Genomic DNA, 26,218 nt, shown 5'->3' with positions numbered 1-26,218 from the left:
TTACACGATGCCTTTCGGTTGGGCGATGACGCATGTGCTGCACCGCCGAATCGTATTTTGCAGTTGCGCTGAGGCTAGTCTTTCATGCCTCAATGTCAATTCTTGCGCAAGAATGCAATACGATGGTCGCACATTGAGTAAGATTATTAGCTTATCGTTTCCGGCTCGCCAAAGTTCTGGTTGCGCTGTAGGGACGACACCCGGTGGGCCGAGACCATGGCCCGAACGGGGGAGCCATGCTCGGTCTTGACGGATTTCTAGAGGCTTTCGGGGTGACGGCGCTCATCGGAGCGGCCTTTTCGCTTGGGGCGGGTGGGTTTACCAAAGGCGTGGTCGGCTTCGCCTTGCCGCTCGTTGCCCTGAGCGCAATGGCATCCTTTCTGCCATATGAGACGGCCCTCGCGCTGCTGATACTGCCAACGCTGGTTTCCAACGTCCTTCAGGCGCTACGCAATGGCCTGGACGCCGCGATGACGAGTCTCAGGCGCTATTGGCGGCTCGTGCTCTTCACGTGCATCATGATCGCGGTATCTGCACAGCTCGTCGTGGCACTTCCGGATGCATTCTTTTTTGCATTGCTCGGGATCACCATCACTCTCTTCGGCCTGTCGCAGTCCTTTGGCTGGCAACCGAGATTGCCGGATCACCACCTGGAGCGGGTGGAAACCGGTGTGGGTCTCGTGGCGGGTTTCTTCGGCGGTATTTCGGGCGTCTGGGGCCCGCCGGTAGTGATGTATCTCATCGCGCGACACATCCCCAAGGCCGAAATGGTGCGCGTGCAGGCGCTGGTCTACGGAGTTGGGTCAGTCATCCTGACGCTGGCCCACAGTAAGTCCGGCGTGCTCAACAACGTGACGCTGCCTGTATCGTTCTGGCTCATCCTGCCGACGATGGCGGCGATGTTCCTGGGCTACAAGGTGCAGGACCGGCTCGACCAGGCGGTCTTCCGGAAGGTAACGCTCTGGGTGCTGGTGGCGGCGGGGCTCAACCTGCTGCGCCGAGCGGCCTTCGGGTAGCTTCGGCATGAAAGCCACCCGTCTAGAAGGACGGGTGGTTTCCGGTCTTGTTCCTGTTCGGATCAGGCGGCCTTGATCGCAGCCGCCATCACGTCATCGCCGACGAAGGGCTCATACTGTGCGAAGTTCTCGGAGAACATCGCCACGAGCTTCGCGGCCTGGGCGTCGTAGGCTGCCGGATCGGCCCAGGTGCTGCGCGGGTTGAGCAGCGCCGCATCGACGTCATGGGCCGAGACGGGCACTTCAAAGCCGAAATTCGGATCCACGCGGAACTGTGCGTTCGCCAGGGAGCCGTCGAGGGCCGCGGTGAGCAATGCGCGGGTCGCCTTGATCGGCATCCGCTTGCCTTCGCCATAGGCACCGCCCGACCAGCCGGTGTTGACCAGCCAGCAGGTTGCGCCGTGTTTGGCGATCTTGTCCCGCAGCATCGCGCCGTAGGCTTCCGGGCGGCGGGGCATGAAGGGAGCGCCGAAGCAGGTCGAGAAGGTCGGCTGAGGTTCGGTGACGCCGCGCTCGGTGCCGGCCACCTTGGAAGTGAAGCCCGACAGGAAGTGATACATCGCTTGACCGGGTGTCAGCTTCGCAATCGGCGGAAGAACCCCGAACGCGTCGCAGGTCAGCATGATGATGTTCTTCGGGATGCCGCCGCGCGCCGTCTCGGAAGCGTTCGAGATGGCTTCCAGCGGGTACGCGCAGCGCATGTTCGCGGTGAGGCTGTCATCCTCGAAGTCGAGCTCCTTGGTGTATTCGTCATACACCATGTTCTCGATCACCGTGCCGAAACGGGTGGTGGTGCCATAGATCTCCGGCTCGGCTTCGGCCGAGAGATTGATGGTTTTGGCATAGCAGCCGCCTTCGAAATTGAAGGTTCCGGTCTCGGACCATCCATGCTCGTCGTCGCCGATCAGAACACGGTTGGGATCGGCGGAAAGCGTGGTCTTGCCGGTGCCGGACAGGCCGAAGAAGACCGCCACGTCATCCGGGTTGCCAGGTGCGTGGTTGGCCGAGCAGTGCATCGGCATCACGTCCTGGTCGGGCATGAGGTAGTTCATGATCGAGAAGACGGACTTCTTGTTCTCGCCGGCATATTCCGAGCCACCGATCAGAACGAGCTTCTGCTCGAACGAGATGGCGATCACGGTTTCGGTGCGGCAGCCGTGGCGTTCGGGATCGGCCTTGAAGCTCGGGCAGTTGAGCACGGTGAACTCGGGCAGGAAGGTCGCGAGTTCGGATGCGTCGGGCCGGCGCAGCAGGTGGCGGATGAAGAGATTGTGCCAGGCAAGCTCGGTGACCATCCGCACGTTCAGGCGATGATCCGCGTCGGCGCCGGCGTAGAGATCCTGGACGAAAAGCTCGTTGCCCTTGATATGTTCGAGCATGTCAGCCTTCAGGATGGCGAACTTGTCGGCCGCCATCGGCTTGTTGTTTTCCCACCAGATCGTGTCTTCGACGGAAGCTTCGCGCACAACGAACTTGTCCTGCGGTGAGCGGCCGGTATGCTTGCCCGTGCTGACCAGGATTGTCCCGCCTTGACCAAGCTCACCCTCGCCGCGCTTGATCGATTCCTGGATGATCGCGGGTTCGAGGAGATTGTAGTGAACCTTCGCAACTCCGGTGAAGCCTTGCGCCTCCAGCGTCATGTCCGGATTGACCGTCGTGGTTGCCATGTGTCTCCCAACTCCTGACTTTGTTCTGCGTGCGCCACAGACAGGTTCCCCCCTCGTTTGCGGCCCCACGTCTCGCACCTGCGAGATGGTGTTATCGTGAAGGATCTATAACATGGACGCAGTGAGTTTGCTTCGCTGCAAACAGCCAAATCGCGCCGGACCCCAAAAAAACGTCGTTAATGTGTTGGATTGTGTTGATTTTGGCTTTCGTTTGCGTTCACGGCCAAGAAAAATGAAAGGGTGTCCTGCATAAATGTCGTGGGGTGCTTTTCGAGAGGGGGAGGGCGAGGCGTGATCCTGCATGCCAGTGCAGTGTCCATGGAGGGGCGCGGTCTGCTCGTTCTGGGGAAGTCCGGGGCGGGAAAGTCCGGCCTTGCGCTGCGTCTCATGGCGCTCGGTGCGCGGCTTGTCTCGGATGACCGTGTCATTCTGGAGGCTCGTGCGGACGGCGTGCTCATGGCAACCGCGCCTGGCCAGATCGCCGGTCTGATCGAAGCGCGTGGCGTCGGGTTGCTCCAGGTGGACCCGGTGTCCTCGGCGCGGATCGTCCTGGCGGTCGATCTCGATACGCGGCCTGAGGCACGACTGCCACAGGACCGCTGCATCACCATCATGGGATGTGAACTTGAGTTGATTTCCGGACGGGACGTTCCAAATATGGATGCAATTCTGGCAATCTTGCTCCAAGAGGGCAGAAAGGTGGCTACTTGACGTCAGAAGTACTGCGCAAAGGGCAGGTGTAATTTGTCCGGAAGCGATCCCGGTCGGAAGAATGAAATCGTGGTGGTTACGGGACCGGCAGGTTCCGGCCGTTCGACGGCTATCGGTGCGCTTGAGGATCTCGGGTTTGAGGCGATCGACAACATGCCGATCTCTCTCATGCCCCGGCTCTTCGCGGGTCCGCCGCTGGGTCGGCCCGTTGTCGTGGGAATTGATCCGCGCAACCGGGACTTCGCCGTCGACCGGCTGATGGACACGATCGAACGGGTGGAGCGTGAGGCGGACGTGAAATCCGTCCTGACCTATCTCGAGTGCGATGCCAGCACCCTCATCAGACGCTACAACGAAACACGCAGAAGACATCCGCTGAGCCCAAGCGAGTCGCCCCGTGTGGGAATCGAACGTGAGATAGGGTTACTCGCCCCGCTGAAGTCACGGGCGGATGTCCTGATCGATACGAGTGGCCTCACTCCGCATGATCTCCGGGCCGAAATGGGGCGTCTTTTCGGTTCCGGTGCCAAGACCGGGGAGCTGGTGGTGGGGCTCGAATCCTTTTCCTACAAGAGGGGAACCCCCCGCGGGATCGACATGGTGATCGACGTTCGCTTTCTGCGAAATCCGCATTGGGATCCCGAGCTTCGACCTCAGGATGGGCGCTGCGAGGCGGTGCAGAACTTCGTCAAGGCGGACCCGAGTTTTAACCCTTTCTACGAGAAGCTGCTGGACCTTCTTCGGTTTCTCTTGCCAGCCTACCGTATGGAAGGCAAAAGTTACTTCAGTCTCGGCCTCGGCTGTACGGGCGGTCGACATCGCTCGGTTACATTGGTCGAGACACTTGCGAAAACGCTTGCGCGCGAGGGGTGGCAAGTGTCTACAAGACATAGAGACCTGGAGCGTGTGACGCCCGCGGCGCCAGGGATTGGAGTGAATCCGGCGTGATTGGGATCGTTATCGTCGCTCATGGTGGGCTTGCCAAGGAATACCTGGCGGCGATGGAACATGTGGTTGGCAGGCATCCGGGAACCGTCGCTGTCGCGATCGGACCCGATGATACCGCACGCACCAAGCAGAGTGAGATCGACGAAGCGGTAAGTGCCGTCGATACCGGTGACGGGGTGGTGGTGGTGACCGACATGTTCGGGGGTACGCCATCGAACCTCGCGGTGTCGGCCTGCAAACGAAAGAGCCATCGTGTGCTTTATGGTGTGAACATGCCGCTTCTCATCAAACTGGCGAAGGCGCGGAACCTCGAACTCGACGATGCGGTGGCTTGTGCCTTGACCGCGGGGCGAAAATACATCAACAGCCTTGACGGATTTGGAACGGACAATTCGCCCCTGGTGCTCTGACGCGCTGCTTGCGGGTGAAAGCTGCCCGCGAGGTGACCGAATGCAGTTCAGACTCGATATCGTCAATGACAAAGGGTTGCACGCGCGGGCATCTGCGAAATTCGTCGAGACGGTGGAGAGATTCGACGCGCGCGTGATGGTTCGCCGGGACGGAATGGAGGTTTCCGGCGATTCGATCATGGGCCTCATGATGCTTGCGGCATCCTACGGCACGCATGTCGAGGTAGAGACATCCGGCGCGGAGGCCGAAGAGGTTGCCGACGCGCTGAAGTCGCTGGTCGCGAACCGGTTCGGAGAGAAGTCCTGATCGCAGCGGGCAACAGGCGCGGGTTGTGAGCTCTCCCTTGCGCGGATAGGTCGAGGCATGACTGACAGCCAGAGCCCCAAGGGACGGCGAAAATCCTACCACCACGGCAATCTGCGCGCGGCGCTGATTGAGGCGGCCCTCGGACTGATCGAGGCAAAGGGGCCACTCGGTTTCACGCTGGCGGAAGCGGCGCGGCAGGCGGGTGTGAGCGCGGCGGCGCCCTATCGGCATTTTCGTGGACGTGATGAGTTGATCGAGGCGATTGCGCTACAGGGGTTCGGCATGTTCGCGGACCGGCTGGAGGCCTCGTTCAACGATGGGCGACCCTCGCTTCTTTCGGCTTTCGGCACAATGGGGCAATCCTATCTCGATTTTGCCCGCGAGAATCCCGGTTACTACATGGCGATGTTCGAAAGCGGCGTGTCGATCGCGGGCAATCCGGATCTGGCGCGCGAGTGCGACCGTGCGCTGGGGATCCTACGTGACGCCGCGGCGCGCCTCTCCGAGCATCTGCCGCCGGAGAAACGGCCTCCTGCGGGTATGATCGCCAATCACATCTGGGCCATGAGTCACGGGGTCGTCGAGCTATTCACCCGTGGGGCACCGGGCGCACGCGCGCCCTATTCGGCCGACGAGATGCTCGAAAGCGGTACGGCAATCTATCTCCGGGGGCTTGGTCTCATTCCCTGAGCCGATCATGGGGCCGAACGGAGTTTCAGGCGTCGAGAAGCCAGATCCCCGTCAGAACCCACGTAGCGAGAAAGAGGCTTTCCCCGGCAATCAGAGCCATTGCAGTTCCGCCGACACCACCGATGCTCTTGAGCGAGGTTTTCATTCCGACCGCTGCTATCGCCATGACGAGCGCCCAACCGGAGAGGTCGGTCATTCCGGTCGAAAGTGCCTGGGGTATGAGCCCGGCGGAGTTCAGACCCGCAAGGATGATGAATGCCGCGACGAAGCCCGGTATCAGAGGCGGGCGTTTCGCGCTGCTATCTCCTTCGTCGGTGAAACGGCCGCGAGCGACGATGGAAAGGGCGAGAACCACGGGTGCAAGCATCGCGACGCGGATGAGCTTGACGAGAGTCGCGACTTCGCCGGTGTCCTCCGAGACGCTGAAACCTGCACCGACAACCTGGGCGACATCATGGATGGTGCCGCCGAGGAACAGGCCGGTGGCGAGGGAATCGAGGCCGAATACCTCGGCGAGAATCGGGTAGAAGATCATCGCGAACGTGCCGAGCACGGTGACGGACAGCACGGTGAAGATCAGGGTCTGTTCGCTCTTTGCCCGGTCTGGCAGGGCGGCGGAAATCGCGAGGGCCGCCGACGCGCCGCAGATTGCCACCGAGCCGCCGGTCAACATCCCGAACCCCAGGCGCAGGCCGAGAAGGCGGGCGCCGCCCAGGCCGATGAGGATCGTGGCGACGACGCCGGAAATGATCAGGGCGATCAGTTCAATTCCAAGGCCCAGAAGCAGGTCGAGGCTGATCCGCGCACCGAGAAGCGCGACACCGAAGCGCAGAACCCAACGGGCCGTGAAATCGATCCCCTGCACGCAGCGTCCTTCCTCGGCCAAAAAATGAAAAGCGATACCAAGCAGCAAGGCCATGAGCATCGTCGGTGCGCCATAGTGTTCCGAGAGGAACCGTGCAGCGAGGGCAATGACTGCGGATACCAAGATGCCCGGAGCAAGATCGGCGCATTGAATCCGCAGGCGGGAGAGAAGATCGGCGGGCGCTTCGGACATGGTGCGTCTCCGCTTCGGGGACTTCGGGCAGGCGGGAAGGTTTGTCATGGAGGCGGTGACATCGCAAGTCGCCGGGTTCTCCGTTGCTGCAAAAAATCTGCCGGAGCCTATTGAAAGCTGGCAAGCGCCCGCCAATCTATGTTAATGTAAATAACATTTACATGGAAAGGACAGACTGATGGAAACGATCGCCCGCTGGCTTGCTCAAGGGCGCGACTGGCTCGACGAAAGAGGCAAGGCCGCCTGGATCGCCGCAATGGTGATCGGCTTTATTTTCTTCTGGCCGGTCGGCCTCGCACTTCTCTTCTACATGATCGGGAGCAAACGCATGGGATGCCATTCCTGGAAAAATCGCCGCCACCACAGCCGGGCCTATTCCGGAACCGGCAACAGCGCCTTCGATGCTTATCGCGAGGAAACGCTGAAACGGCTTGAGGAAGAGCGTGACGCCTTCGTGCAGTTTCTCGAAGAGTTGCGCTCCGCCAAGGATCGCGCCGAATTCGACCAGTTCATGGCGAGCCGAAAGGCAAAGGACGGGGAAGTGGTTGCCTGAATTCCAGGCTCTTCCCGGAAGGACGACCGCCCGCATCTTGCGCGGGCGGCGATCTCTTTCAGCGACCCCAGGTCATGCGCTGGAAGATAGTGTCGCGCTCGATCACGAGGTGCTTCAGCGCTGCGCCCACATGAAGGAGCAGAAGGCCGATCAGGGTGTAGGCCGCGATCTGGTGAAACTCCGCAGCTGCCTCCGCCACGCTCTTGACGCCGGGCACGAACGGGTCGGGCATGGCGAACCAGTCGAAGACCATGTTCTCGATCTTCAGCATTTCCTGGTTCGGTGAAGCGGATGACATGATCCAGCCCGAGAGCGGCAAGGCAAACATCAGCAGATAGAGCAGCTTGTGGGTGATCGATGACACCCATTCCTGCCAGGCCGGCGTTCCCGCAGGCATTTCGGGCGTTTTGCGGTTCGCGATGCGCCAGACAAGGCGCACCGAGGCCAGTGCGAAGGCGATGAACCCCCAGCTCTTGTGGACTTGGACAAGCTCGAACTGCCGGAACACATCCGAGACGAACTCGCTCATATAGATGCCCCAGCCCAACTGGAACAGGATCACGCCTGCGATCGCCCAGTGCAAAAGGCGGGCGATCCAGCCCCAGCTTTCATGTGTGTTCATGGTCTGCATGGCCCGCCCTCCTGTTTCGCGGCGCTTATTCTGCCGGGCCGATCAGCTCGACATTGATCGTCACGGGAATTTCCGTCGCGACCATCGGTGCTGCATAGTCAACGCCGAACAGGCTGCGGTCCACCACTCCGGTGATCGTGAAGCCGGCGTTGCGTTTTTCCGAATCGAACGGGTTTGCGTCGATCTTGTTGAGGACGGCCTCGAATGTGACCGGGTGCGTTTCTCCGTGGAGCGTCAGGTCACCGGTCAGCTCAGCCGTTGCGTCGCCGGTCACGGTGACGTCGGTGGAGACAAAGGTGATTTCCGGGAAGTTTTCGACGTCAAACATGTCGCCGCTCTTGATGTGCTCGTCGCGCGCTTCCCAGAACGTGTCGATACTGGCGGCGTCGATGGTGACGGAGGCTTCGGTCGCTCCGAGGTCCTCGGGGTCGAAAGTGACATCCGCCTCGAATTCGCGGAAGACACCCTTGATGTCTGCGAAGCCGAAATGTTCGACCGAGAACAGGATGTTCGAGTGGGAGGGGTCTACTTCCCATTCCTGTGCGAGGGCAGGGAGCGGCGTGAGGACGATTGCTGCGCCAAGGAGCGCCGAGCGAAGGGTCATTTTGATCTCCTGACAAGGTTGATCGGATTGTCTGTGCCCCATATCCTATGTTTCCCTTTCGAAAACCAGATAGTGTATTGGGAACATATTGTTTCCGATTTATTGATTTGGAAGGCCGGTGCTCAAGCTGGCCCGCGCGATGACATCACCAATCGGACCCGGACCGGAAGCATGGCCGGCACGTCAGGCAGTCCGCCGGTCGAGCCGAAGGCCGTGCGATCGATCTCACCCGTCACGTCGAAGCCCGCCACGAAGCGATCGGGATTGTCGGCAGCGGGGCCATAACGGATCACCCGCGCATCGAACTCTGCGGGGCGCGTATGCCCCCGCATGGTGATACGACCCGAAATTTCGGCAGCACTTCGGGAAATGGGTTTCAGCGTCTCGAGGTGAAAGGTGATCGTGGGATGTCTGGCCGCGGCAAGGTAATCCCGGCTCCTGACCAGTGCATCGACCGGCCCAAGCCCCGTCGAGGCGCTGCCAGTGGCGACATGTATGACGGCGCGTGCGCGTTCGGGGTGGCGCTCATCAAAAATGACTTCACCGCTTATGGCCGGAAAATCGACCGTTACCACGGTGTTGCGCCAGGCAACATCGACCGAGACACGGGTTTCGGGGTCGATCTGCCACTGTTCGGCCAGCGCCGTCGCTGGCAGGAAAAGGGCGAGAAACAGGCTGCACCAACGCATGGGTCGGACCTTCCATCACGGCTTCAACTGTTATCATAGTCGCCGTGCTGTCTGGTGCGGTTCAAAATCAGTTGCAGGAAATTCGAGGTCGGGGCCGTCCGGCCAAGGCTACGCCTCGACAGGCGAAGGGGCAAAACCGGTCAGGACCGCCCGAAACTCGCGGTCCGGACGGCTGAGGTGCAATTCATCAATTTGGATAAATCTCCAGCATGGTTCTCATGCCGGAGTGGATGTGGCTCAGCGGGTGGGGACGGGCTCGTCGCCGCGATAGTCGTAGAATCCGCGCTTGGATTTCCGACCGTGCCAACCGGCCTCGACGTATTTCACCAGAAGCGGGCAGGGGCGGTATTTCGTATCCGCCAGTCCCTCGTGCAACACGTTCATGATCGCGAGGCAGGTGTCGAGACCGATGAAATCAGCCAGTTCCAGCGGTCCCATGGGATGGTTCGCGCCGAGCTTCATCGAGACATCGATCGAGGAGACCGATCCCACACCTTCATAGAGCGCGTAGACCGCCTCGTTGATCATCGGGACCAGAATTCGGTTCACGATGAAGGCCGGGTAGTCCTCCGAACTGGCGGCGGATTTGCCGAGTTTGCCGACAACGCCATGGAGGGTTTCGTAGGTCTCAGCGTCGGTGGCGATCCCGCGGATGAGCTCGACCAGTTTCATGACCGGCACAGGATTCATGAAGTGGAATCCCATGAAGCGTTCGGGTCGGTCGGTTCCGGCGGCGAGGCGGGTGATGGAGATCGAAGATGTGTTCGAGGTGAGAATGGTCTTGTCCGCGAGATGCGGCGCGAGACTCTCGAAGATCTTCCTCTTGATCGCCTCGTTCTCCGTTGCGGACTCGATGACGAGATCGCAGGCTCCGATAGGCGCGAGATCAGTGCCCATCGTCAGCCGGCCAAGTGCCGCATCACGATCCTCTGCCGAGACCTTTCCGCGCGAAACCTGGCGATCGAGGTTCTTTTCGATCACTCCGCGGGCACGTTCCAGCGCCTCTTCGGAAATATCGGTCAGTCGAACGTCGTATCCCGCAACTGCGAAAACGTGGGCGATTCCGTTGCCCATCTGCCCAGCACCGATGATGCCAACCTCTTTGATTTCCATGGAAACTCGCCCCTACTCCGCCGCTCTATGCGAAACATATGGCCCGTCCCCGTCCAAAGCAACCGCATTGCATTTGCACCTGCGAAATCCACCCCCGGCATAGACAGGCACGTTAACCATCCCTAGCGTGGGTGTGTTGTTTCGAGGGAGTGTCGAATGGATGCAATAGTTGGGTTTCTCAACACGATTTTCTGGGGCTATATCCTGATCTACGGATTGCTCGCGGTGGGGGTCTACTTCACCGTATCGCTGGGTTTCATCCAGTTCAGGCATTTCGGTGAAATGATCCGAACCGTGATGAAGTCGCCGGAGACCGACGAGGCCGGTATCTCGCCTTTCCAGGCACTGACGGTCTCGCTGGCCTCGCGCGTGGGTACCGGCAATCTCGCGGGAGTTGCGGTCGCGCTTTCGCTCGGGGGGCCGGGTGCAATCTTCTGGATGTGGATGGTCGCCCTTGTGGGGATGGCGACGGCCTACGCAGAAAGTTCACTTGCGCAGCTCTACAAGACCCGTGGCGCGCATGGTCATTATCGAGGCGGTCCGGCGTTCTATATCTCCAAGGGGATGAACATGCCGTGGCTGGGCGCGGTGTTCTCCGTGTGCCTTATCATTTCGTTCGGCCTTGTCTTCAATGCGGTGCAGGCGAACTCGATCGCGACGGCCGTGGAAGGCGCTTTCGGCATTCCGCCCCTCGTCGTCGGTCTCGCGCTTGCAGCCCTGACGGGCGTGGTGATCTTCGGCGGTATCAAGAAGATTGCACAGGTTGCCGAGATCGTTGTGCCCTTCATGGCTGCGGCCTATCTGCTGCTCGCGATCGTCATCATCGTCATCAACATCACGGCGGTTCCGGGTGCGCTCTGGCAGATTGTCGGATCGGCATTCGGTCTGACCGAGGCTGTCGGTGGCGTTACCGGGGGTGTGATGGCAGCGCTGCTCAATGGTGTGAAGCGCGGTCTCTTCTCCAACGAAGCCGGGATGGGCTCTGCGCCCAATATCGCTGCGGTCGCAGTTCCGGTTCCGCATCATCCTTCGAGCCAGGGTTTCGTGCAAGCCTTGGGCGTGTTCATCGACACACTTCTGATCTGTACCGCAACGGCGCTGATGATCATCCTGTCCGGTGCGCTCGACCCGACCGCAGGCGTGCAGGGAACGGACCTAACCCAAGCGGCGCTCGCGGAGCATATCGGTACTGCAGGACGGTACTTCATTGCGATCGCGATCTTCTTCTTCGCCTTTACCTCAATCATCGGCAATTATTCCTATTCCGAGAACGCGATGGTGTTTCTCGGGATGGGCAACACGCAGGGTTTTACCGCGCTGCGCGTGCTTGTGCTGATCATGGTGGTCTGGGGCGCCATGCAGGCGGTCGCAACGGTGTTCAACACGGCTGATGCCTCCATGGGCATGATGGCCACGATCAACCTGATAGCCATCGTCACCATGTCGGGGACGATCGCGAAGCTCACCAAGGACTACCTTTCCCAGCGGGCCGAGGGCAAAGAACCCATGTTCCATGCGGCCGACTACCCCGAACTTGGCGACGGGATCGATCATACGATCTGGAGTCGCGACTAAGAGAACGGCACCGGCCCTGGCAATTCGGTCGGGGCCGGGCTCAAGATGATATTATTTGCCTGATTTGACAGTCAGATCGCAGATACTGGGATTCCATAACCGCCTGTTTACCCCCCGCACTCCATGTTGATCGCATTGCGATCTGGGAGGTCGCCTCGGCGGAGGCTTCGGAATGTTGGCGTTCATGGCTGCGGGCGGTGCCCTGGCAGCCGCGGGAATCTGGCTCATACTGCGCGAGAGCGCAGCCGGTGGTGCCGCGAAAATCGCCATTGGTCCCGTCGAAATGCAGAGTGCATCGGTTGGTTTCACGGTCTTTCTGGCCGGGGCCACCAGTTTCACGGCTCCGCTTGTCGCACCTGAAGCCACCGAAGAGCTGTTCGAGCGTGCAGCCGTTGCCACCCGCGGCGGTCTCGCCGACCTCGGGCCCACGCGCCGCGACACCGCGACCGGCCTGCCCGACGGCGTGATGCCAGCAGATCCCGAGCCTGCGAACGACACGATCGAGGGGGCGACGCTCGTTCGGGTCGGGGATCTGGCAGGTGGATTTCATGACGGACAGAATTCGGACTGGTTCCAGCTCGATACCGGCGAGCTTGTCAATCGACGGATCGCGGTCGAGATCTCTGAGAAGATCGAGGATTGCTACGCGCATTTCTACGACGGGCAGCAGGCCTATCTTGGTCTGGTTTCGCTCATACCCGGGCGGAACCAGTTCGATCTAGACGTCAACGACAACGCGAGTTTCTATCTACAGCTCAGCTGTATGAAGGAGAGTGCCGCGGACGCCTACACCATTATCTTTGATGCCCGGTTGCAGAAGCCCGATACCGGACAGCCCTGATCCGTGGTTACGTCGCGGGAACAAGACCGCGATGCGATGGCTTGCAATCAGCGATTTGCGCCTGGCACCCATAGCACATCGGCCTCGCCGCCATCATTGGCCATCCGCGCTGCGACAAAGAACCAGTCCGAGAGACGGTTCAGGTAGCGCACCGCGTCTGGATTGACCGCCTCCACCCCTGAAAGCTCAACCACCATCCGCTCGGCGCGGCGGCAGATCGTACGGCATGCATGGAGATGAGCGGCCAGCGGGCTGCCCCCGGGAAGGATGAAGCTGCGAAGCGGCTTGAGATGCGCATTCATGGCGTCGATTTCTGCCTCGAGACGATCGGTTTGCGCTGGCACCATGCGAAGGCGGGGATACTCCGCCTTGTCGTCGTTCTCGATATCGGGCGTGCAGAGATCAGCGCCGATGTCGAATAGATCGTTCTGAATTCGGGCAAGAGCCGCGTCCTCGTCGCCCTCCGCATGGAGCCGGGCAAGGCCGAGTGCGGCATTCAACTCATCTGTCGTGCCGTAGGCAGCGACCCGCAAGGAGAATTTCGGCACCCGGCTGCCATCGCCAAGCGCGGTTTCGCCCTTGTCGCCCGTGCGGGTGTAGATCTTGTTCAGGACTACCATGCGTCTATCCTCCCCGGCCGGAGAGATAGACGAAGAGCACGATCAGCACCACCGCAATGAACTGGAGCAGGAGTCTCAGGCGCATGATCTTGTTCGCGTTGCGGCGGTTGAAATCGCCACCGCGCCCGAATGTCGCGACCCCGAATACCAGCACGGCAAGCACCGCGAGGCAGGCGATTGCAGCCATAATGAAGAGGGGATCGTTTGCCATGACATCGTTCCTGCGGCTTCTGCCCGGATTGAAGTAGCGGAATTCGGCGGTGATGCAAGGGCCGGCCGCTCTACCAGCCGGCCACGATACGGTCGGCGATCCGCGTGGGGAGGAGGCGGCGCAGTGCCTCGGCGAGATAGGTCGGGGTGGTCACGCGGTAGCGCGCCCGGGGCCTGGGCGATTCCAGAGCGTGAATGATCTTCGACGTGCAGGAACTCGGCGGCAATTCGAACCGGTCCGGTTTCTCCTTCTGCGCGTAGAGGCGGGGAATGAGCTTGGTCTCGTAGTCATCGCGCAAGGCCGATGTTTCCCAGTCGATCCAGCGCTCGAAATGCGGCACTGCGTTCTGTCGGATGCGGGTGGTAATCGGCCCGGGTTGCAGGAGGCTCAGGTGGATGCCTGTGCCGGTCAGTTCGCGCCGGAGGCTGTCGGTCATACCTTCCATTGCGAATTTTGTCCCGGAATAGGGACCGCGGAAGGTCGCCGCGACAATGCCGAGCACACTCGATACATTGACGATCCTGCCATGACCCTGGGCACGCATGGCTGGAATTACACGGTTGATGAGGTCGAAGGGGCCGAAGAGGTTGACTTCGAATATCTCACGGAGTGCATCTCGCGGCACGTCTTCGGTCGCGCAGGGCAGGGCATGAGCCCCGTTCACGACCAGTGCATCCAGATTTCCGTCCGTGCGACCGAGCGCTTCTCGCACGCCGGTGGCAATACTTTCGGTGTCGGCGTGGTCGAGCGGGAAACTCTCGATCCCATTCGCTTCGAACGAGGTGCAATCCGCAGCCTTCCGACAAGTCGCGAAGACCCGCCAGCCGCGTTCCGAAAGTTTGATTGCCGCATCCCGACCGATGCCGGAGGAACAACCGGTCAGCAAGACGCTACGCCCGTTTCCCGGCGCATGCGCGCTAGCGCCGGGCGCCGATCTCCTGTCGTTACGGGGGGATACACTCAACGTGCAGCCTTTCGCCAGGGTCGCAGCCGTTTCAGCCAACGCCGGATCTGAGACAATTCATCGACCTCTTCCTCGATGCGTTGAAGCAGTTTTTCGTCGGGTTCCACTCCGGTAAGAGCGTCCAGTTGCAGGCCGATGCGGGATATTTGACCGCTTTCCATGCGTCTCACGGAAAGGGTGGCTCCTTCGATGCGTATGGAAGAATCGAGTTCGACAGTTTCTTTCAGGTGCTCGCGCATCCAGTCACCGACGCGCGTGTCTGATCGGGCGCTGTCGAACTCAAGATCGTAGAATGCCGCGACATCAGCAATCTTGGCATCGGGCACGATCGGAAGTTCCCCGGTGAGTTGGGTGAGGCGACGGGATACGTCCGGGCTTGCCCGGAAGAGACTGTCGAGCCGTGTCAGCCGCTTCCGTTCCACCAGGAAATACGCGTAGTCTCCCGCCCGAAGGCGCCCGGCCTCCGTCAAATCGAGGATTTGTCCGTCGCGCACCACCATGAGTGGACGGGCCCACGGCGGTACCCGCGACAGGCCGAGAATGATCGTGTCCGGTGTCACTGGGTATCCGGCAAGTTCCTGTTCGACCTGGCCCGGAATATCCAGTTCCACCCGGCTGAGGTTCGGCATCGTGGACTTGAGCGCGAGCCCGAGCTTGCGCGCCGCCGTCGTCAGTGTGGAACCTTGCAACAGCAGAGAGAAAAGAACGACGAAGAAGGCGACATTGAAGAACGCTTCGGCCTGTTCGATGCCCGCAAGCGTCGGGATGGCTGCCAGGAAGATGGATACCGCTCCGCGCAGACCAACCCAAGAGATGAAAAGCTTGTCCTTCCGCTCGTATCCGAACGGCGAGAGGCAGAGCCAGACGCTCAGCGGTCGGGCCACGAAGGTCAGCACCAAGGCCACGAACATGCCCGGAAGTGCGTAGTTCCAGAGTGTTGAAGGGGTCACGAGAAGACCGAGGACAAGGAACATCACGATCTGGCAGAGCCATGTCATCGCTTCGTGGAACCCAACGATCGACGGATAGGCGCGCGTCGGCTTGTTGCCCATCACGAGCCCCGCCAGGTAAACCGCGAGCAGCCCGCTCCCGCCGAGGAGCCCGGTGAAGGCGGAGATCAGGATCGCGCTGGCGACGACGAAGAGAGGGTGCAACCCGCCCGCCATGGACAGGTTGTTCAGGATCCAGACGGCCGAAAAACCGAAGGCAAGCCCCATCAAAGCCCCGAGGCTCGCCTGTTCAGCCAGCCGCAGCAACATTTCGAAGCTCGGAGCGCCGCTGGGCGAAAGCGCGATCTCGGTAATTATGAAGACGAGGAAGACCGCAATCGGATCGTTGGTTCCGCTTTCGATCTCGAGCGTCGATCCCACGCGACTCTGAAGCCGCAACCCGCCCGTTCGCAGAAGGAAGAAAACCGCGGCGGCGTCTGTCGAGGCGACGATCGATCCCAGGAGCAGCCCCTCGAGCGGGGTCAGGTCAAGCACACTCCACGCCGCGAGGCCCGCCACCGAGGCCGTGATCACCACACCGACCGTTGCGAGTATCAGGGACGGGGCGAGCACACCCCGAAAGACCGACAATCGGGTGCGCAAACCTCCGTCGAAGAGGATCACGGATAGCGCCAGCGAGCCGATGAGATATGTGGACTGATAGTCGTTGTAGACGATGCCACCGGGGCCGTCCTGCCCGGCCAGCATGCCGACCACGAGGAAGACCAGCAACAGGGGAACACCGAAACGCGTCGCTATCAGGCTGGAAAAGATTCCGATAAGGACGAGCGCCGCTCCGATGAACAGCGCGGTGTTGACCAGTACGATTCCTGTCATTCGAGCGACCAGCTGGGACCAGCCGGGGCATGGGCGCCCGTCCGGCAGATTTCATTTTGTTCTCGTGGATCATGGTGGCCCCGTCCTCGCAGGGCAAGTCTGACGGCGGCGGATCACGAAAAAGTCTGGAAAAATCCGCATCTTCTCGGCCCCGGATACGCGGATTCCGGCCGAGAGGGTTTCTTAACCGTTGTCAGGACAAGGTACTTGACAAGACTGGGATACTAGTAATCTATTGCGCGGAACGAATGTGAAGGTGAATGAAGGCCCGAGAAACAGGGTTGAATGGCACCCCATAGAATGCTGCTGTCGATTGCGAGCGGGCGTGCCCGGAAGGTCGCCTGCTTTTCGCGCGATGGGTTGGCAAGGACTTACTCATTTCCAACGGGAGGAAAACATGAACACGAATTTTGCTGCCAGGGTGATTGGAGCTGTAGCGCTGTCATCCGTGATCGGTGGCGCGGCGCTGGCCGCGGACTGGCGGGGCTGGAACATCCACCCCGAAGGCTATCCCAACACTGCCGGTATGGACGCTTTCGCCCGGCTGCTTGAGGAAAAGACCGACGGTGAAGTTACCCTGCAGATGTTCCACGGCGGCACGCTGGGCAGCCAGCCGGATGCCATCGAGCAGGTGCGTCTGGGCGGTATCGAGGTCGGCCAATTCAACCTCGGCCCGATCGGCCCGATTGCACCTGAGGCCAACGTCGTTTCGCTGCCGTTCCTCTTCAAGGACGTCTCGCACATGTTCCGGGTTCTCGATGGCGAGCCGGGGCAGATGATTGCGGATGGCATGGCCGCCAAGGGCATCACGCCCCTGGCCTGGTTCGATGCAGGCGCGCGTTCCTTCTACAACACCGAGAAGCCGATCGAGACCCCGGCCGATGTCGAGGGCATGAAGGTGCGGGTCATGAACAATGACCTCTATTCTGGCATGATCGCCGAACTCGGCGGGAACCCTTCGCCCATGGCCTTCGCGGAAGTCTATCAGGCGCTCAAGACCGGCGTCGTGGACGGGGCAGAGAACAACTGGCCGTCCTACGAATCCACCGGCCATTACGAGGTGGCGGGCTACTATTCGCTGAGCCAGCACCTGATCATTCCGGAGTGCATCTGCGTCAACACCGATGCCTATAACGGGCTGTCGGACGAGATGAAGGTTGCGGTTTCTGAAGCGGCGCAGGAAGCGGCCGAACTTCAGCGCGACCTCTGGGCCGAGCGCGAAGCAGCCAGCCGCGAAAAGGTCGAATCCGCTGGCGCGACCACGAACGAGATCGCCGACAAGGCGCCGTTCCAAGAAGCGATGACGCCGGTCTACGAGGCCTATCTCGAGGCCAACCCCGACATCCGCCCGCTCGTCGAAGCGATCCAGGCGACCGAATAAGACATCGGGTATCAGGCCCATCCCCCCGGCCTGACCCTTGGCGCGCCTGGCTTCACGCCCGGCGCGCCTCTTTCGGGAGAATTCCATGACAGAGCGCGAGTCACACCGGGCCTACCCGGAAATCGTCCGGCGGATGGATACGGTTCTGGATGCCATCGCGGCGATCTGCCGGGTCGTGACGGGCATATCGCTCGTCGTCCTGACCGTGATCTTCGGATGGCTGGTCTTTGGCCGCTACGTCCTCAATGCAACACCCACCTGGGTCGAACAGGTTGCGCTGTTGCTGGTCATGACCATCGCCTTCCTCGGCGCAGCGGTCGGCACCCATGAACACTGGCATCTTTCGGTGACGATGATGCGCACCACCGCATCCGTGCGGGTCAGATTGATCCTCGTTGTCATCACCGATGTGATGATGGCCGGTTTCGGAGCGCTCATGCTCTGGTACGGTGCCCAGCTCACGATGTTCAAATGGGGATCCATGATCCCGCTTATCGACCTTCCCGAAGGTCTCAGATCCCTACCGCTCACGATCAGCGGCGGTCTCATCATGCTTTTCACTCTGGGCCACCTGGTGCGGCTCGCGCTCGGATACGATCTCCGCAGCGATTCGATAGAATAGGGCGCACTTCATGGGTCTCTTCGTACTGCTCGGCCTGTTCGCGTTTTGCGTGGTCATCGGCCTGCCTGTCGCCTTTGCGCTCGGCATCGCCGCCATCGCGGCCTTCTTTTACGAAGGCCTGCCGCTGATGATCGGCTTTCAGCGGATCATTTCCGGCATCAATGTCTTCTCGTTGATGGCAATCCCGTTCTTCATCTTCGCGGGCGAACTGATGTTCCATGGCGGCATCGCCATGAGGCTTGTGCGGTTCGCCTCGGCTGCGGTGGGTGCCGTGCGAGGCGGGCTCGGTATCGTCAATGTCTTCTCCTCCATGCTGTTCGGCGGCATTTCCGGATCTGCCGTTGCGGATATCTCGGCGCTTGGTTCGATCCTCGTGCCGGTGATGAAGGAGAAGGGCTATGATGCTGACTACGCGGTGAACGTCACGGTGACCTCTTCGATCGCCGGTATCGTGATACCGCCAAGCCACAACATGATCATCTTTGCCATCGCGGCAGGGGGTGGCATTTCCATCTCCAAGCTTTTCCTAGCCGGCGTCCTGCCCGGTATCCTGATGTGTCTCTGCCTGGCGGCGGCAGCATATATCGTGGCCGTTCGTCGCGGCTACAGATCGGAACGTTTCCCCGGCTTCAAGGCCTTGGGCATCGCATTCATCGGCGCTCTGCCCGGTCTCTTCACTGCCGTGATCATCGTCGGCGGAGTGCTGTCGGGCGTCTTTACCGTAACGGAATCGGGTGCTTTCGGCACGATCTATGCCTTCCTGGTAACGCTGATCGTCTATCGCAGCATCACCTGGGAGAACTTCAAGATCGCTGTGCGACAGTCGGTTCGCACCACCTCGATGGTGATGATCCTGATCGCCTGCGCGGGCGCCTTCGCCTACATGCTCACCTTCTACCGCGTGCCCGACAAGACGGTAACCTTGCTTACCGGGATTACCGACAATCCCATCATGATCCTGCTGATGATCAACGCGGCTCTGCTTGTGCTGGGCATGATCATGGACATGGCAGCGCTGATCCTGATCTGCACGCCGATCTTCCTGCCGGTTGCCAGCAGCCTCGGCATGGATCCGCTTCAGTTCGGCATCATCATGCTGGTCAATCTCGGGCTGGGGCTCTGCACCCCGCCCGTCGGATCCTGTCTCTTCGTGGGTTGCGCGGTGGGCAAGCTCCCGATGGAAAAGGCCGTTCGAACGATCTGGCCCTTCTACATTGCGATCTTCGTGGCACTGATGCTGATCACCTTCGTGCCCGCGATCTCGCTTACCCTGCCGAACTTGCTTGGCTGACGCCGCCTAGCTGGTCGGAGCGACACTGCCTCCGACCAGTTCCTTCAAGGCGCTCTCGGCAGCATCCAGCGCCCCAGACTCTTCCGCACGCAGCACGACATTGGCGCCGTAGACACCATTTCGGTTGAACGGGTAGCAACCGATCGTCACGGACGGATGCGCCCCGGCGATTTCACCCAGCGGTCCTGCAAGAAGGCCCTCGGCCATGTTGATCTGCACGCTCCGGCTGATGAGTGGCTTTCCTCCGACGAGTCTGGGCAAAAGCCCATCGACCATCGCTTGGAACACTGCTGGCACACCCGCCATCACATGCACGTTGCCGAGCGTGAAGCCCGGCGCCTTCGAGACGGGATTGTCGATCAGCCGTGCGCCATCGGGGATGCGGGCCATTCTGAGCCGCTGCGGGTTCAGATCGACCTCCGGATTGGCATAGTTCGTTGCAAGTATTGCGCGGGCATCATCGCGAACGCCAATCCCCACGTTGAATGCCGCAGCAACGCAATCGGCGGTAATGTCATCATGGGTCGGCCCGATGCCGCCCGACGTGAAGACATGGGTATAGCGGGCGCGGAGCTGCTTCACGGCCGCAATGATCTCGCCGGCAATATCGGGCACGACGCGTGCCTCGCGCAGATCGATCCCCTTCTTCGCCAGTTCACCCGCGAGATAGGGCATGTTGCTGTCCCGGGTGCGGCCGGACAGTATTTCGTCTCCGATTACCAGCATTGCTGCGGTCGGGTTCGGCATCGGGCTTGTCCTCCTCATCTTCATCGGTCAGGGTCGCGCCCGATGAAATTCGAGACACCCCTGATCCAAGGCACGCTCTTGCGTCGTTACAAACGCTTTCTCGCGGATATCCTGCTGGAAGACGGGCGCGAAGTCACGGCCCACTGTGCAAATCCTGGCGCCATGCTCGGGCTCAATTCCCCCGGAATGAAGGTCTGGCTGGAGCCGTCGAACAATCCCAAGCGCAAACTTCCTTTCAGTTGGCGCCTGGTGGAGCTCGAGGAAGGGCACCTTGCGGGGATCGACACGAGTCTGCCGAACCGGCTGGTGGGCGAAGCCCTGGCTGAGGGGCGTATTGCCGAGATTGCGGGATACGAGAATTACCGGCCCGAGGTGAAATACGGCACAGGCAGCCGTGTCGATTTTCTGGCGACTGGCGAGGGGCAGGCGGACACTTATATCGAGGTCAAGAATGTCCATCTTCGCCGCGAGGGTGACTGGGCGGAATTTCCAGATTGCGTGACGACGCGTGGGGCAAAGCATCTTCGCGAGTTGGCCCTCGTGGCGCAGTCCGGTCGGCGTGCGGTGATGTTGTTCGTTGTTCAGCGCACGGATTGCGGCCGGTTCCGCCTCGCCGAGGATCTGGATCCGGCGTACGCCCGCGCCTTCGCGGAGGCGCGGGCGGCCGGTGTCGAGGCAATCGCCTATCAATGCGCGATAACGACGGCCGAAATTCGGCTCGCCGGGCCGGTTCCGGTTCAGGACCCGATCGGGGGTTAGCCGGTTCCGGGATCTTTCTAGGTTTCTTTAGCGGCTTGTTCTCCGCTATAGCCAAATCGGGGCAGGATTGGCGCGGGACCGCGGAACATGGTCATCGACAAGGTTAGGCTTGGGGCATTCCTCGAGAAGCTGGCGGCGGAGATCGTCGCGCGCGAGGATTGGGGCAAGGTCGCGGACTATATTCCCGAGCTTGCCAAGGTCGATCCGGCGCAGTTTGCGGTGTCGATGGTGCTGGCGGATGGGACGGAGCTCAACGCGGGCGCGACCGACCAACGTTTCTCGATTCAGAGCGTTTCCAAGGTCTTCACCCTCGCCAGCGTATTGGGTCGGCAGGGAGAATCCGTCTGGGTGCGGGTCGGGCGGGAGCCCTCGGGAGATCGCTTCGACTCGATCCTGCTTCTGGAGCAGGAAAAGGGGCGGCCACGTAACCCGTTCATCAATGCAGGCGCCATCGTGACGACCGACGAACTGCTCGCGGGGCGGACGCCGCGAGAGGCGCTTTCGGAGATCCTGATCTTTCTGCGCGATGCGGCGGAGGACGAGGATATTCAGATCGACGAGAAGGTTGCTGCATCGGAGAAGCGCACGGGCTTTCGCAATGCGGCATTGGCCAACTACCTGGCATCGTTCGGAAATCTGAAGAATCCGCCCGAGATGACCCTGGGCACCTATTTCCACCAATGCGCCATCGAAATGACCACGCTGCAACTGGCTCGCGCGGGTCGTTCGATCGCGCAACTCCCTGTTTCTGCACGGATGTTGCTGCCCGAGCGGGCGCGGCGGATCTGTTCGCTGATGATGACCTGCGGTCATTATGACGGATCGGGCGATTTCGCCTTCCGGGTCGGGCTTCCGGGCAAGAGCGGGGTGGGGGGCGGAATTCTCCTCATTGCGCCGAAACGGGCCTCGATTGCCCTTTGGTCTCCGGGACTTAACGGCTACGGCAACTCGCAGATGGGGACCTATGCGGCCGAGCGGATCGCCCGGTTCACCGGCTGGTCGGTGTTCGGCTGAGCCCGGATTCCGGCGTATGGAATCCGTATGGATTCGATATGGAAACCGTATGGCTATTTTGCCATATCGACCGTTTCCCCGGTTAACGATTCCTTCGGTAGTCTCTTGACGATTGTTGATGCTGATTGACCGGGGAGCTCATGGGTTTCGGCAGCATGTTCTACGTGCTGATGAGGGGAAAGCATGGAGGGTGGACCCTCGACCTCATCGAACATGCCGCGACCAACGCCGCACTGGAACTGGCGATCAAGGCCGACCCTGCCAACCCCGATATCGAGCAGAATGGGGAGGTGAAGCGGCACGCGCAGGTGCTGGAGGCGGCCAGCGAAGCCCTGCCAGAGGCGGTAAAGGCGCCCTATGCCGTGCGCATCCGCAAGATCCGCGCCGGGAAGGATCTGCTGTTTCGCGATGTGGTTGCGCGGGTGCGTGGATGCTTGAAGATGCGGGTGGAAGATTGGCGGCGGCGCGGGGCATCGAGAAATGAGGGCGAAGCCTGCCTGGGCGGGCGCAAATGCGCCTGCCGGGGGGCAGGCAGGCGCAGCCCGGCAGTGTTGCCGGACCATTGGGATTTACACGAGCTCGCGCACGTCCGTGAGCCTGCCGGTGACGGCAGCGGCGGCGGCCATCGCAGGCGAGAGCAAGTGGGTGCGTCCGCCGCGGCCCTGACGGCCCTCGAAATTGCGGTTCGAGGTGGAGGCGCAGCGCTCGCCGGGCGCGAGCTGGTCAGGGTTCATGGCAAGGCACATGGAACAGCCTGCCATGCGCCATTCGAAGCCCGCCTCGATCAGCTTGTCGGCGATGCCCTCTTCCTCAGCCTGGGCGCGCACGAGGCCCGATCCGGGAACGATCATCGCGCGCAGGCCTTCCTTGACCTTGCGGCCTTCCATGACCTTCGCGACTTCGCGGAGATCCTCGATGCGGCCATTGGTGCAGGAGCCGATGAAGACGGTGTTGATCTCAATGTCCGAGAGCTTCGTGCCGGGCGTGAGACCCATGTATTCCAGCGACCGGCGCGCGGCGTCGACCTTGCCGCCCTGGAAGTCTTCCGGCGCGGGCACGGTGCCGGTGATCGGCAGCACGTCCTCGGGGCTGGTGCCCCAGGTGACGACAGGTGCGATCTCGGAAGCTTCGAGCTCGACGATCTTGTCGTAATGCGCGCCTTCATCGGAGAAGAGCGTCTTCCAGTAGGCGACGGCCATTTCCCAGTTGCCGCCCTTCGGCGCATGGGCCCGGCCGCGCACGTATTCGAAGGTCTTCTCGTCGGGGGCGATGAGCCCTGCGCGCGCACCGCCTTCGATGGCCATGTTGCAGACCGTCATGCGGCCCTCCATGGACAGCTCGCGAATCGCCTCGCCGGCGTATTCGATCACGTAGCCGGTGCCGCCCGCGGTGCCGGTCTTGCCGATGATCGAGAGGGTGATGTCCTTCGCGGTGACGCCCGGCGGCAGGGAGCCGTTGACCTTCACCAGCATGTTCTTGGACTTCTTCTGGATCAGCGTCTGGGTGGCGAGCACATGCTCGACCTCGGAGGTGCCGATGCCATGCGCGAGCGCCCCGAAGGCGCCGTGGGTCGCGGTGTGGCTGTCGCCGCACACGATGGTCATGCCAGGCTGGGTCCAGCCCTGCTCGGGGCCGATGATGTGGACGATGCCCTGGCGGACGTCATCGACGCCGTAATAGGTGATGCCCGCTTCCTCGGCGTTCCTCTGAAGCGCCTCGACCTGGATGCGGCTTTCCTCGTTCTTGATGCCGTTGAGGCGGCTCGGATCGGTCGGCACGTTGTGGTCGGGCACGGCCACGGTCTTGCCCGGTGCGCGCACCTTGCGGCCAGCCATGCGCAGCCCCTCGAAAGCCTGGGGGCTGGTGACCTCGTGAACGAGGTGGCGGTCGATATAGAGAAGACTGGTGCCATCCTCGGCCTCGTGGACCAGGTGGGCATCCCAGATCTTGTCGTAGAGTGTTCTGGCGGTGTTGTTGGCTGCGGACATGTCTTCCTCCCGCATGTCGCTAGTTAACGGATGAACGATGGCGGGGGTGTTCAACCCCAGGATGTTAGGCGCAGATACCGCCCGTGGAACCGCCAGGGCAGGCGCGCGTGGTCATCCATGTCGAACATCCGTTTCATCGGAGCGTATCTATCCCCAAAGGCCGCGCCGAGCAAGGCGGGCTCTGATTCAAGCGTTCGCGATGTTTTCCGGGAGGGAAGTTAGGTGGGGCCGCAGGCCGGATCGCGCAGGACCCCGCGCCGGTCTGGCGGCAGAAGATGGCGGGGCCAGCCGGGGCCGGTCGACCGCTTCGGTGGGGCGCGGTGCGGAGCCTTAAGTTCAGGCTTCGCGTTCGTTCGGGTTGGACCAGCCGCAGCTCCAGCGCTCGATGCGGTAGCCGGGATGACTTTCGGTCCATTGCGCGAGCCGCGCCTGCGCCGTGGTCATGCAGCCCATCAGGCCAATGTCCGGAAGTTGGAGGATCTGCTTTTCGCCACAAGCCCCGCTGTTGGCGGCGAGGCAGGCAATGAAGACAAGTTCAATCATTCCTAGTGCCCTTACTCTCTGAAGGCGCCGAAATTGCGCTGTGACCGGTTACGCAAGAAAAACTGCGACGGAAGTCGGTGTCGCGTTCGACTAAAATGCCTTGACAGTTTGAGGATACTTTAAGCCCGCGGCGTCACGCAGTGCGAAACCACACCAATTCGCTCCGAATCGGGCGTTTGCATGTTTTATTGGCAGAACGCAGGCAAGACGCCGCCGGTAGGGCAGTTTCTTCGCAGTTGCGACATAGATGCGGTCAGAGGGGCGTCCCGTCCGACCAGAAGGCGGGTTCGGGGGCGATCCGGCCCACGGTGCTGCCGATTCGGTTCGTGACGGGAGGGGTAAGCCGGCGTGCGACGGCGGGGTCCTGGGGGGAGAGGACGCCCAAACGGGCCAGTATGGCGGCGATCGCGCATTCCGACGCCCGCCTGTGGCCGTCCTCGACCTTGAGAGCGACCCCGAGGCCCTGCCGGGGCAGAATCGCGGTGAAGACGCCTTCGGCACCGGTCTTGGCGATTGCCGTGCGGCCGGAGGCCTCCATCAGTTCGGTGCAGGCCCGTCGTTCACCGGCAACGAGCAGGGGGTGGCCCAGCATTGCCGCGTTGAGACGGCGAACGGCGGCTTCGCGCACGGCTCCGAGCCCGCTCGGGTCTGCCATCCGCGCCATGGCATGGGCGAGCCCGTGCACGGTGGTGAGAAAATTGGGCGCGGCGCAGCCATCGATGCCGTAGCCGGGGCTTTCGAGGCCGGTCATTTCCTCGAAGGCGGTGCGGACATCCCGCTGAACCTTGTGTGCGGGGTCGACATAGTCCGGGCTGGCGCGAAGATGCCGGGCCAGCATCAGGAAGCCGGTGTGCTTGCCGGAGCAATTGTTGTGGAGCTGGGTGGGTGCATCGTTGCTGTCGCGGAGGCGGTGCCGTTCCGTCTTGTCGTCGGGCACCTGGGCGCCACAGCGCAGATCGCTTTCCGAGAGGTCGAGGTCGGCGAGCCACCGCGCGACCCGCTCCACATGGATCTGCGCGCCCTGATGCGAGGCGCAAGCAAGCGCGAGACGTTCGGAGGAGAGCTCGCGGCCCGCACCGCTTTCGAGCAGCGGCAGGGCCTGGAGCATCTTGCATGAGGAGCGCGGATAGATGATCGCGGCCGGATCGCCCCAGGCTGCGCGGATCGTGCCACGGGCGTCGCAGACCACGCCATGACCGCGATGGGCGCTTTCGAGATGGCTGCCACGCCAGACCTGCACCAGAATAGCGGCATTGCTCATCGTGTTCTCCACCAGTTGTTAGCATTCTCGTAGCAGAAACGGCGGGCATACGAAGCCCACACCATGACCGGAAACACAGGCAACGGGTTGGTGGGTTGAGGATGTGGCGACTGATGCCCGCTTCCCTCTGCGAGAAGAGTTCACGGTGGCGTTCCATAGGCGCCTTGGGACTGGCAAAA

At 61.5% G+C, this 26,218-nt stretch carries 28 protein-coding genes; 14 read left to right on the top strand and 14 right to left on the bottom strand.

What is annotated here, in order from left to right; translation table 11 throughout:
• Positions 1-236: 236 nt before the first annotated feature.
• Positions 237-1,016 (top strand): sulfite exporter TauE/SafE family protein, encoded by a 780-nt coding sequence (locus ACP15W_RS10525; RefSeq protein ID WP_424932835.1) that lies wholly within the window; start codon positions 237-239, stop codon positions 1,014-1,016.
• A gap of 62 nt (positions 1,017-1,078) precedes the next feature.
• Here ACP15W_RS10525 and ACP15W_RS10520 read toward each other — a convergent pair whose 3' ends face one another.
• Entirely contained in the window at positions 1,079-2,683 is a 1,605-nt protein-coding gene (locus tag ACP15W_RS10520; protein ID WP_424932834.1) for a phosphoenolpyruvate carboxykinase, read from the bottom strand.
• 291 nt (positions 2,684-2,974) lie between these two features.
• Between ACP15W_RS10520 and ACP15W_RS10515 the strand changes: the two genes are divergently transcribed.
• The 5 genes from ACP15W_RS10515 to ACP15W_RS10495 are packed head-to-tail and all read left to right on the top strand — an operon-like array spanning position 2,975 to position 5,749.
• Positions 2,975-3,394: an HPr kinase/phosphorylase gene (locus ACP15W_RS10515; protein WP_424932833.1), complete on the top strand. Its 420-nt coding sequence runs from the start codon at positions 2,975-2,977 to the stop codon at positions 3,392-3,394.
• Between the two features lie 33 nt (positions 3,395-3,427).
• Complete coding sequence (gene rapZ / locus ACP15W_RS10510; RefSeq protein WP_424932832.1) at positions 3,428-4,342, top strand: RNase adapter RapZ; 915 nt, start codon at positions 3,428-3,430, stop codon at positions 4,340-4,342.
• Positions 4,339-4,752: a PTS sugar transporter subunit IIA gene (locus ACP15W_RS10505; protein WP_424932831.1), complete on the top strand. Its 414-nt coding sequence runs from the start codon at positions 4,339-4,341 to the stop codon at positions 4,750-4,752. Before rapZ ends, ACP15W_RS10505 begins: the two co-directional genes overlap by 4 nt.
• Positions 4,753-4,792: 40 nt before the next feature.
• Positions 4,793-5,059, top strand: a complete 267-nt coding sequence (locus tag ACP15W_RS10500; protein WP_424932830.1) for an HPr family phosphocarrier protein — start codon at positions 4,793-4,795, stop codon at positions 5,057-5,059.
• Between the two features lie 57 nt (positions 5,060-5,116).
• Entirely contained in the window at positions 5,117-5,749 is a 633-nt protein-coding gene (locus tag ACP15W_RS10495; RefSeq protein ID WP_424932829.1) for a TetR/AcrR family transcriptional regulator, read from the top strand.
• Positions 5,750-5,774: 25 nt separating this feature from the next.
• On the opposite strand, the gene ACP15W_RS10490 is transcribed toward ACP15W_RS10495, so the two are convergent.
• On the bottom strand, positions 5,775-6,806 hold the full coding sequence (locus ACP15W_RS10490) for a YeiH family protein (RefSeq protein ID WP_424932828.1): 1,032 nt from the start codon (positions 6,804-6,806) through the stop codon (positions 5,775-5,777).
• 178 nt (positions 6,807-6,984) lie between these two features.
• Here ACP15W_RS10490 and ACP15W_RS10485 point away from each other — a divergent pair, with 178 nt between their 5' ends.
• Positions 6,985-7,359 carry a DUF2852 domain-containing protein gene (locus tag ACP15W_RS10485; protein ID WP_424932827.1) on the top strand — a complete coding sequence of 125 codons (375 nt, stop codon included), beginning with the start codon at positions 6,985-6,987 and terminating at the stop codon, positions 7,357-7,359.
• Positions 7,360-7,417: 58 nt separating this feature from the next.
• On the opposite strand, the gene ACP15W_RS10480 is transcribed toward ACP15W_RS10485, so the two are convergent.
• The 4 genes from ACP15W_RS10480 to ACP15W_RS10465 form a co-directional block, all read right to left on the bottom strand.
• Complete coding sequence (locus ACP15W_RS10480; protein ID WP_424932826.1) at positions 7,418-7,990, bottom strand: cytochrome b; 573 nt, start codon at positions 7,988-7,990, stop codon at positions 7,418-7,420.
• Positions 7,991-8,015: 25 nt separating this feature from the next.
• Positions 8,016-8,594: a YceI family protein gene (locus ACP15W_RS10475; protein WP_424932825.1), complete on the bottom strand. Its 579-nt coding sequence runs from the start codon at positions 8,592-8,594 to the stop codon at positions 8,016-8,018.
• 122 nt (positions 8,595-8,716) lie between these two features.
• The gene (locus ACP15W_RS10470) at positions 8,717-9,283 is read right to left on the bottom strand and encodes a YceI family protein (protein WP_424932824.1); all 567 of its coding nucleotides are present in this window, start codon (positions 9,281-9,283) and stop codon (positions 8,717-8,719) included.
• A 237-nt stretch (positions 9,284-9,520) separates the two neighbouring features.
• Complete coding sequence (locus ACP15W_RS10465; RefSeq protein ID WP_424932823.1) at positions 9,521-10,396, bottom strand: 3-hydroxybutyryl-CoA dehydrogenase; 876 nt, start codon at positions 10,394-10,396, stop codon at positions 9,521-9,523.
• Between the two features lie 156 nt (positions 10,397-10,552).
• On the opposite strand from ACP15W_RS10465, the gene ACP15W_RS10460 reads away from it, so the two are divergent.
• A complete protein-coding gene (locus ACP15W_RS10460) occupies positions 10,553-11,971 on the top strand; it encodes an alanine/glycine:cation symporter family protein (RefSeq protein WP_424932822.1) in 1,419 nt (472 codons plus the stop codon).
• 172 nt (positions 11,972-12,143) lie between these two features.
• Positions 12,144-12,812 carry a hypothetical protein gene (locus ACP15W_RS10455; protein WP_424932821.1) on the top strand — a complete coding sequence of 223 codons (669 nt, stop codon included), beginning with the start codon at positions 12,144-12,146 and terminating at the stop codon, positions 12,810-12,812.
• Positions 12,813-12,859: 47 nt separating this feature from the next.
• On the opposite strand, the gene ACP15W_RS10450 is transcribed toward ACP15W_RS10455, so the two are convergent.
• The 4 genes from ACP15W_RS10450 to ACP15W_RS10435 form a co-directional block, all read right to left on the bottom strand.
• Positions 12,860-13,432, bottom strand: a complete 573-nt coding sequence (locus ACP15W_RS10450) for a cob(I)yrinic acid a,c-diamide adenosyltransferase (RefSeq protein WP_424932820.1) — start codon at positions 13,430-13,432, stop codon at positions 12,860-12,862.
• 4 nt (positions 13,433-13,436) lie between these two features.
• Positions 13,437-13,643: a twin transmembrane helix small protein gene (locus ACP15W_RS10445; protein WP_424932819.1), complete on the bottom strand. Its 207-nt coding sequence runs from the start codon at positions 13,641-13,643 to the stop codon at positions 13,437-13,439.
• Between the two features lie 70 nt (positions 13,644-13,713).
• Entirely contained in the window at positions 13,714-14,529 is an 816-nt protein-coding gene (locus tag ACP15W_RS10440; RefSeq protein WP_424932818.1) for an SDR family NAD(P)-dependent oxidoreductase, read from the bottom strand.
• A gap of 74 nt (positions 14,530-14,603) precedes the next feature.
• Positions 14,604-16,433: a potassium/proton antiporter gene (locus ACP15W_RS10435; protein WP_424932817.1), complete on the bottom strand. Its 1,830-nt coding sequence runs from the start codon at positions 16,431-16,433 to the stop codon at positions 14,604-14,606.
• A 397-nt stretch (positions 16,434-16,830) separates the two neighbouring features.
• On the opposite strand from ACP15W_RS10435, the gene ACP15W_RS10430 reads away from it, so the two are divergent.
• The 3 genes from ACP15W_RS10430 (at position 16,831) to ACP15W_RS10420 (ending at position 19,727) form a co-directional block, all read left to right on the top strand.
• Entirely contained in the window at positions 16,831-17,814 is a 984-nt protein-coding gene (locus ACP15W_RS10430; RefSeq protein WP_424932816.1) for a TRAP transporter substrate-binding protein, read from the top strand.
• Between the two features lie 85 nt (positions 17,815-17,899).
• Complete coding sequence (locus tag ACP15W_RS10425) at positions 17,900-18,436, top strand: TRAP transporter small permease (protein WP_424932815.1); 537 nt, start codon at positions 17,900-17,902, stop codon at positions 18,434-18,436.
• A 10-nt stretch (positions 18,437-18,446) separates the two neighbouring features.
• Positions 18,447-19,727, top strand: coding sequence for a TRAP transporter large permease (locus ACP15W_RS10420; protein WP_424932814.1), 1,281 nt, complete (start codon positions 18,447-18,449; stop codon positions 19,725-19,727).
• Positions 19,728-19,733: 6 nt separating this feature from the next.
• Here ACP15W_RS10420 and ACP15W_RS10415 read toward each other — a convergent pair whose 3' ends face one another.
• A complete protein-coding gene (locus ACP15W_RS10415) occupies positions 19,734-20,474 on the bottom strand; it encodes a competence/damage-inducible protein A (RefSeq protein WP_424932813.1) in 741 nt (246 codons plus the stop codon).
• Positions 20,475-20,516: 42 nt separating this feature from the next.
• On the opposite strand from ACP15W_RS10415, the gene sfsA reads away from it, so the two are divergent.
• Together sfsA and ACP15W_RS10405 are read left to right on the top strand one after the other, a co-directional pair.
• Complete coding sequence (sfsA, locus tag ACP15W_RS10410; RefSeq protein WP_424932812.1) at positions 20,517-21,233, top strand: DNA/RNA nuclease SfsA; 717 nt, start codon at positions 20,517-20,519, stop codon at positions 21,231-21,233.
• A gap of 87 nt (positions 21,234-21,320) precedes the next feature.
• Complete coding sequence (locus ACP15W_RS10405; RefSeq protein WP_424932811.1) at positions 21,321-22,247, top strand: glutaminase; 927 nt, start codon at positions 21,321-21,323, stop codon at positions 22,245-22,247.
• Positions 22,248-22,816: 569 nt separating this feature from the next.
• Here the strand turns inward: ACP15W_RS10405 and leuC are convergent.
• The 3 genes from leuC to ACP15W_RS10390 form a co-directional block, all read right to left on the bottom strand.
• Entirely contained in the window at positions 22,817-24,235 is a 1,419-nt protein-coding gene (gene leuC / locus ACP15W_RS10400) for a 3-isopropylmalate dehydratase large subunit (protein WP_424932810.1), read from the bottom strand.
• A 336-nt stretch (positions 24,236-24,571) separates the two neighbouring features.
• Positions 24,572-24,778, bottom strand: a complete 207-nt coding sequence (locus tag ACP15W_RS10395) for a hypothetical protein (protein WP_424932808.1) — start codon at positions 24,776-24,778, stop codon at positions 24,572-24,574.
• Between the two features lie 253 nt (positions 24,779-25,031).
• Positions 25,032-26,039, bottom strand: a complete 1,008-nt coding sequence (locus tag ACP15W_RS10390; RefSeq protein ID WP_424932807.1) for an asparaginase — start codon at positions 26,037-26,039, stop codon at positions 25,032-25,034.
• Positions 26,040-26,218: the final 179 nt, after the last annotated feature.

The sequence above is a fragment of the Amaricoccus macauensis genome, assembly GCF_049800915.1.
GTDB lineage: Bacteria > Pseudomonadota > Alphaproteobacteria > Rhodobacterales > Rhodobacteraceae > Amaricoccus > Amaricoccus macauensis_A.
This window is presented reverse-complemented; position numbering and strand designations above follow the sequence as displayed.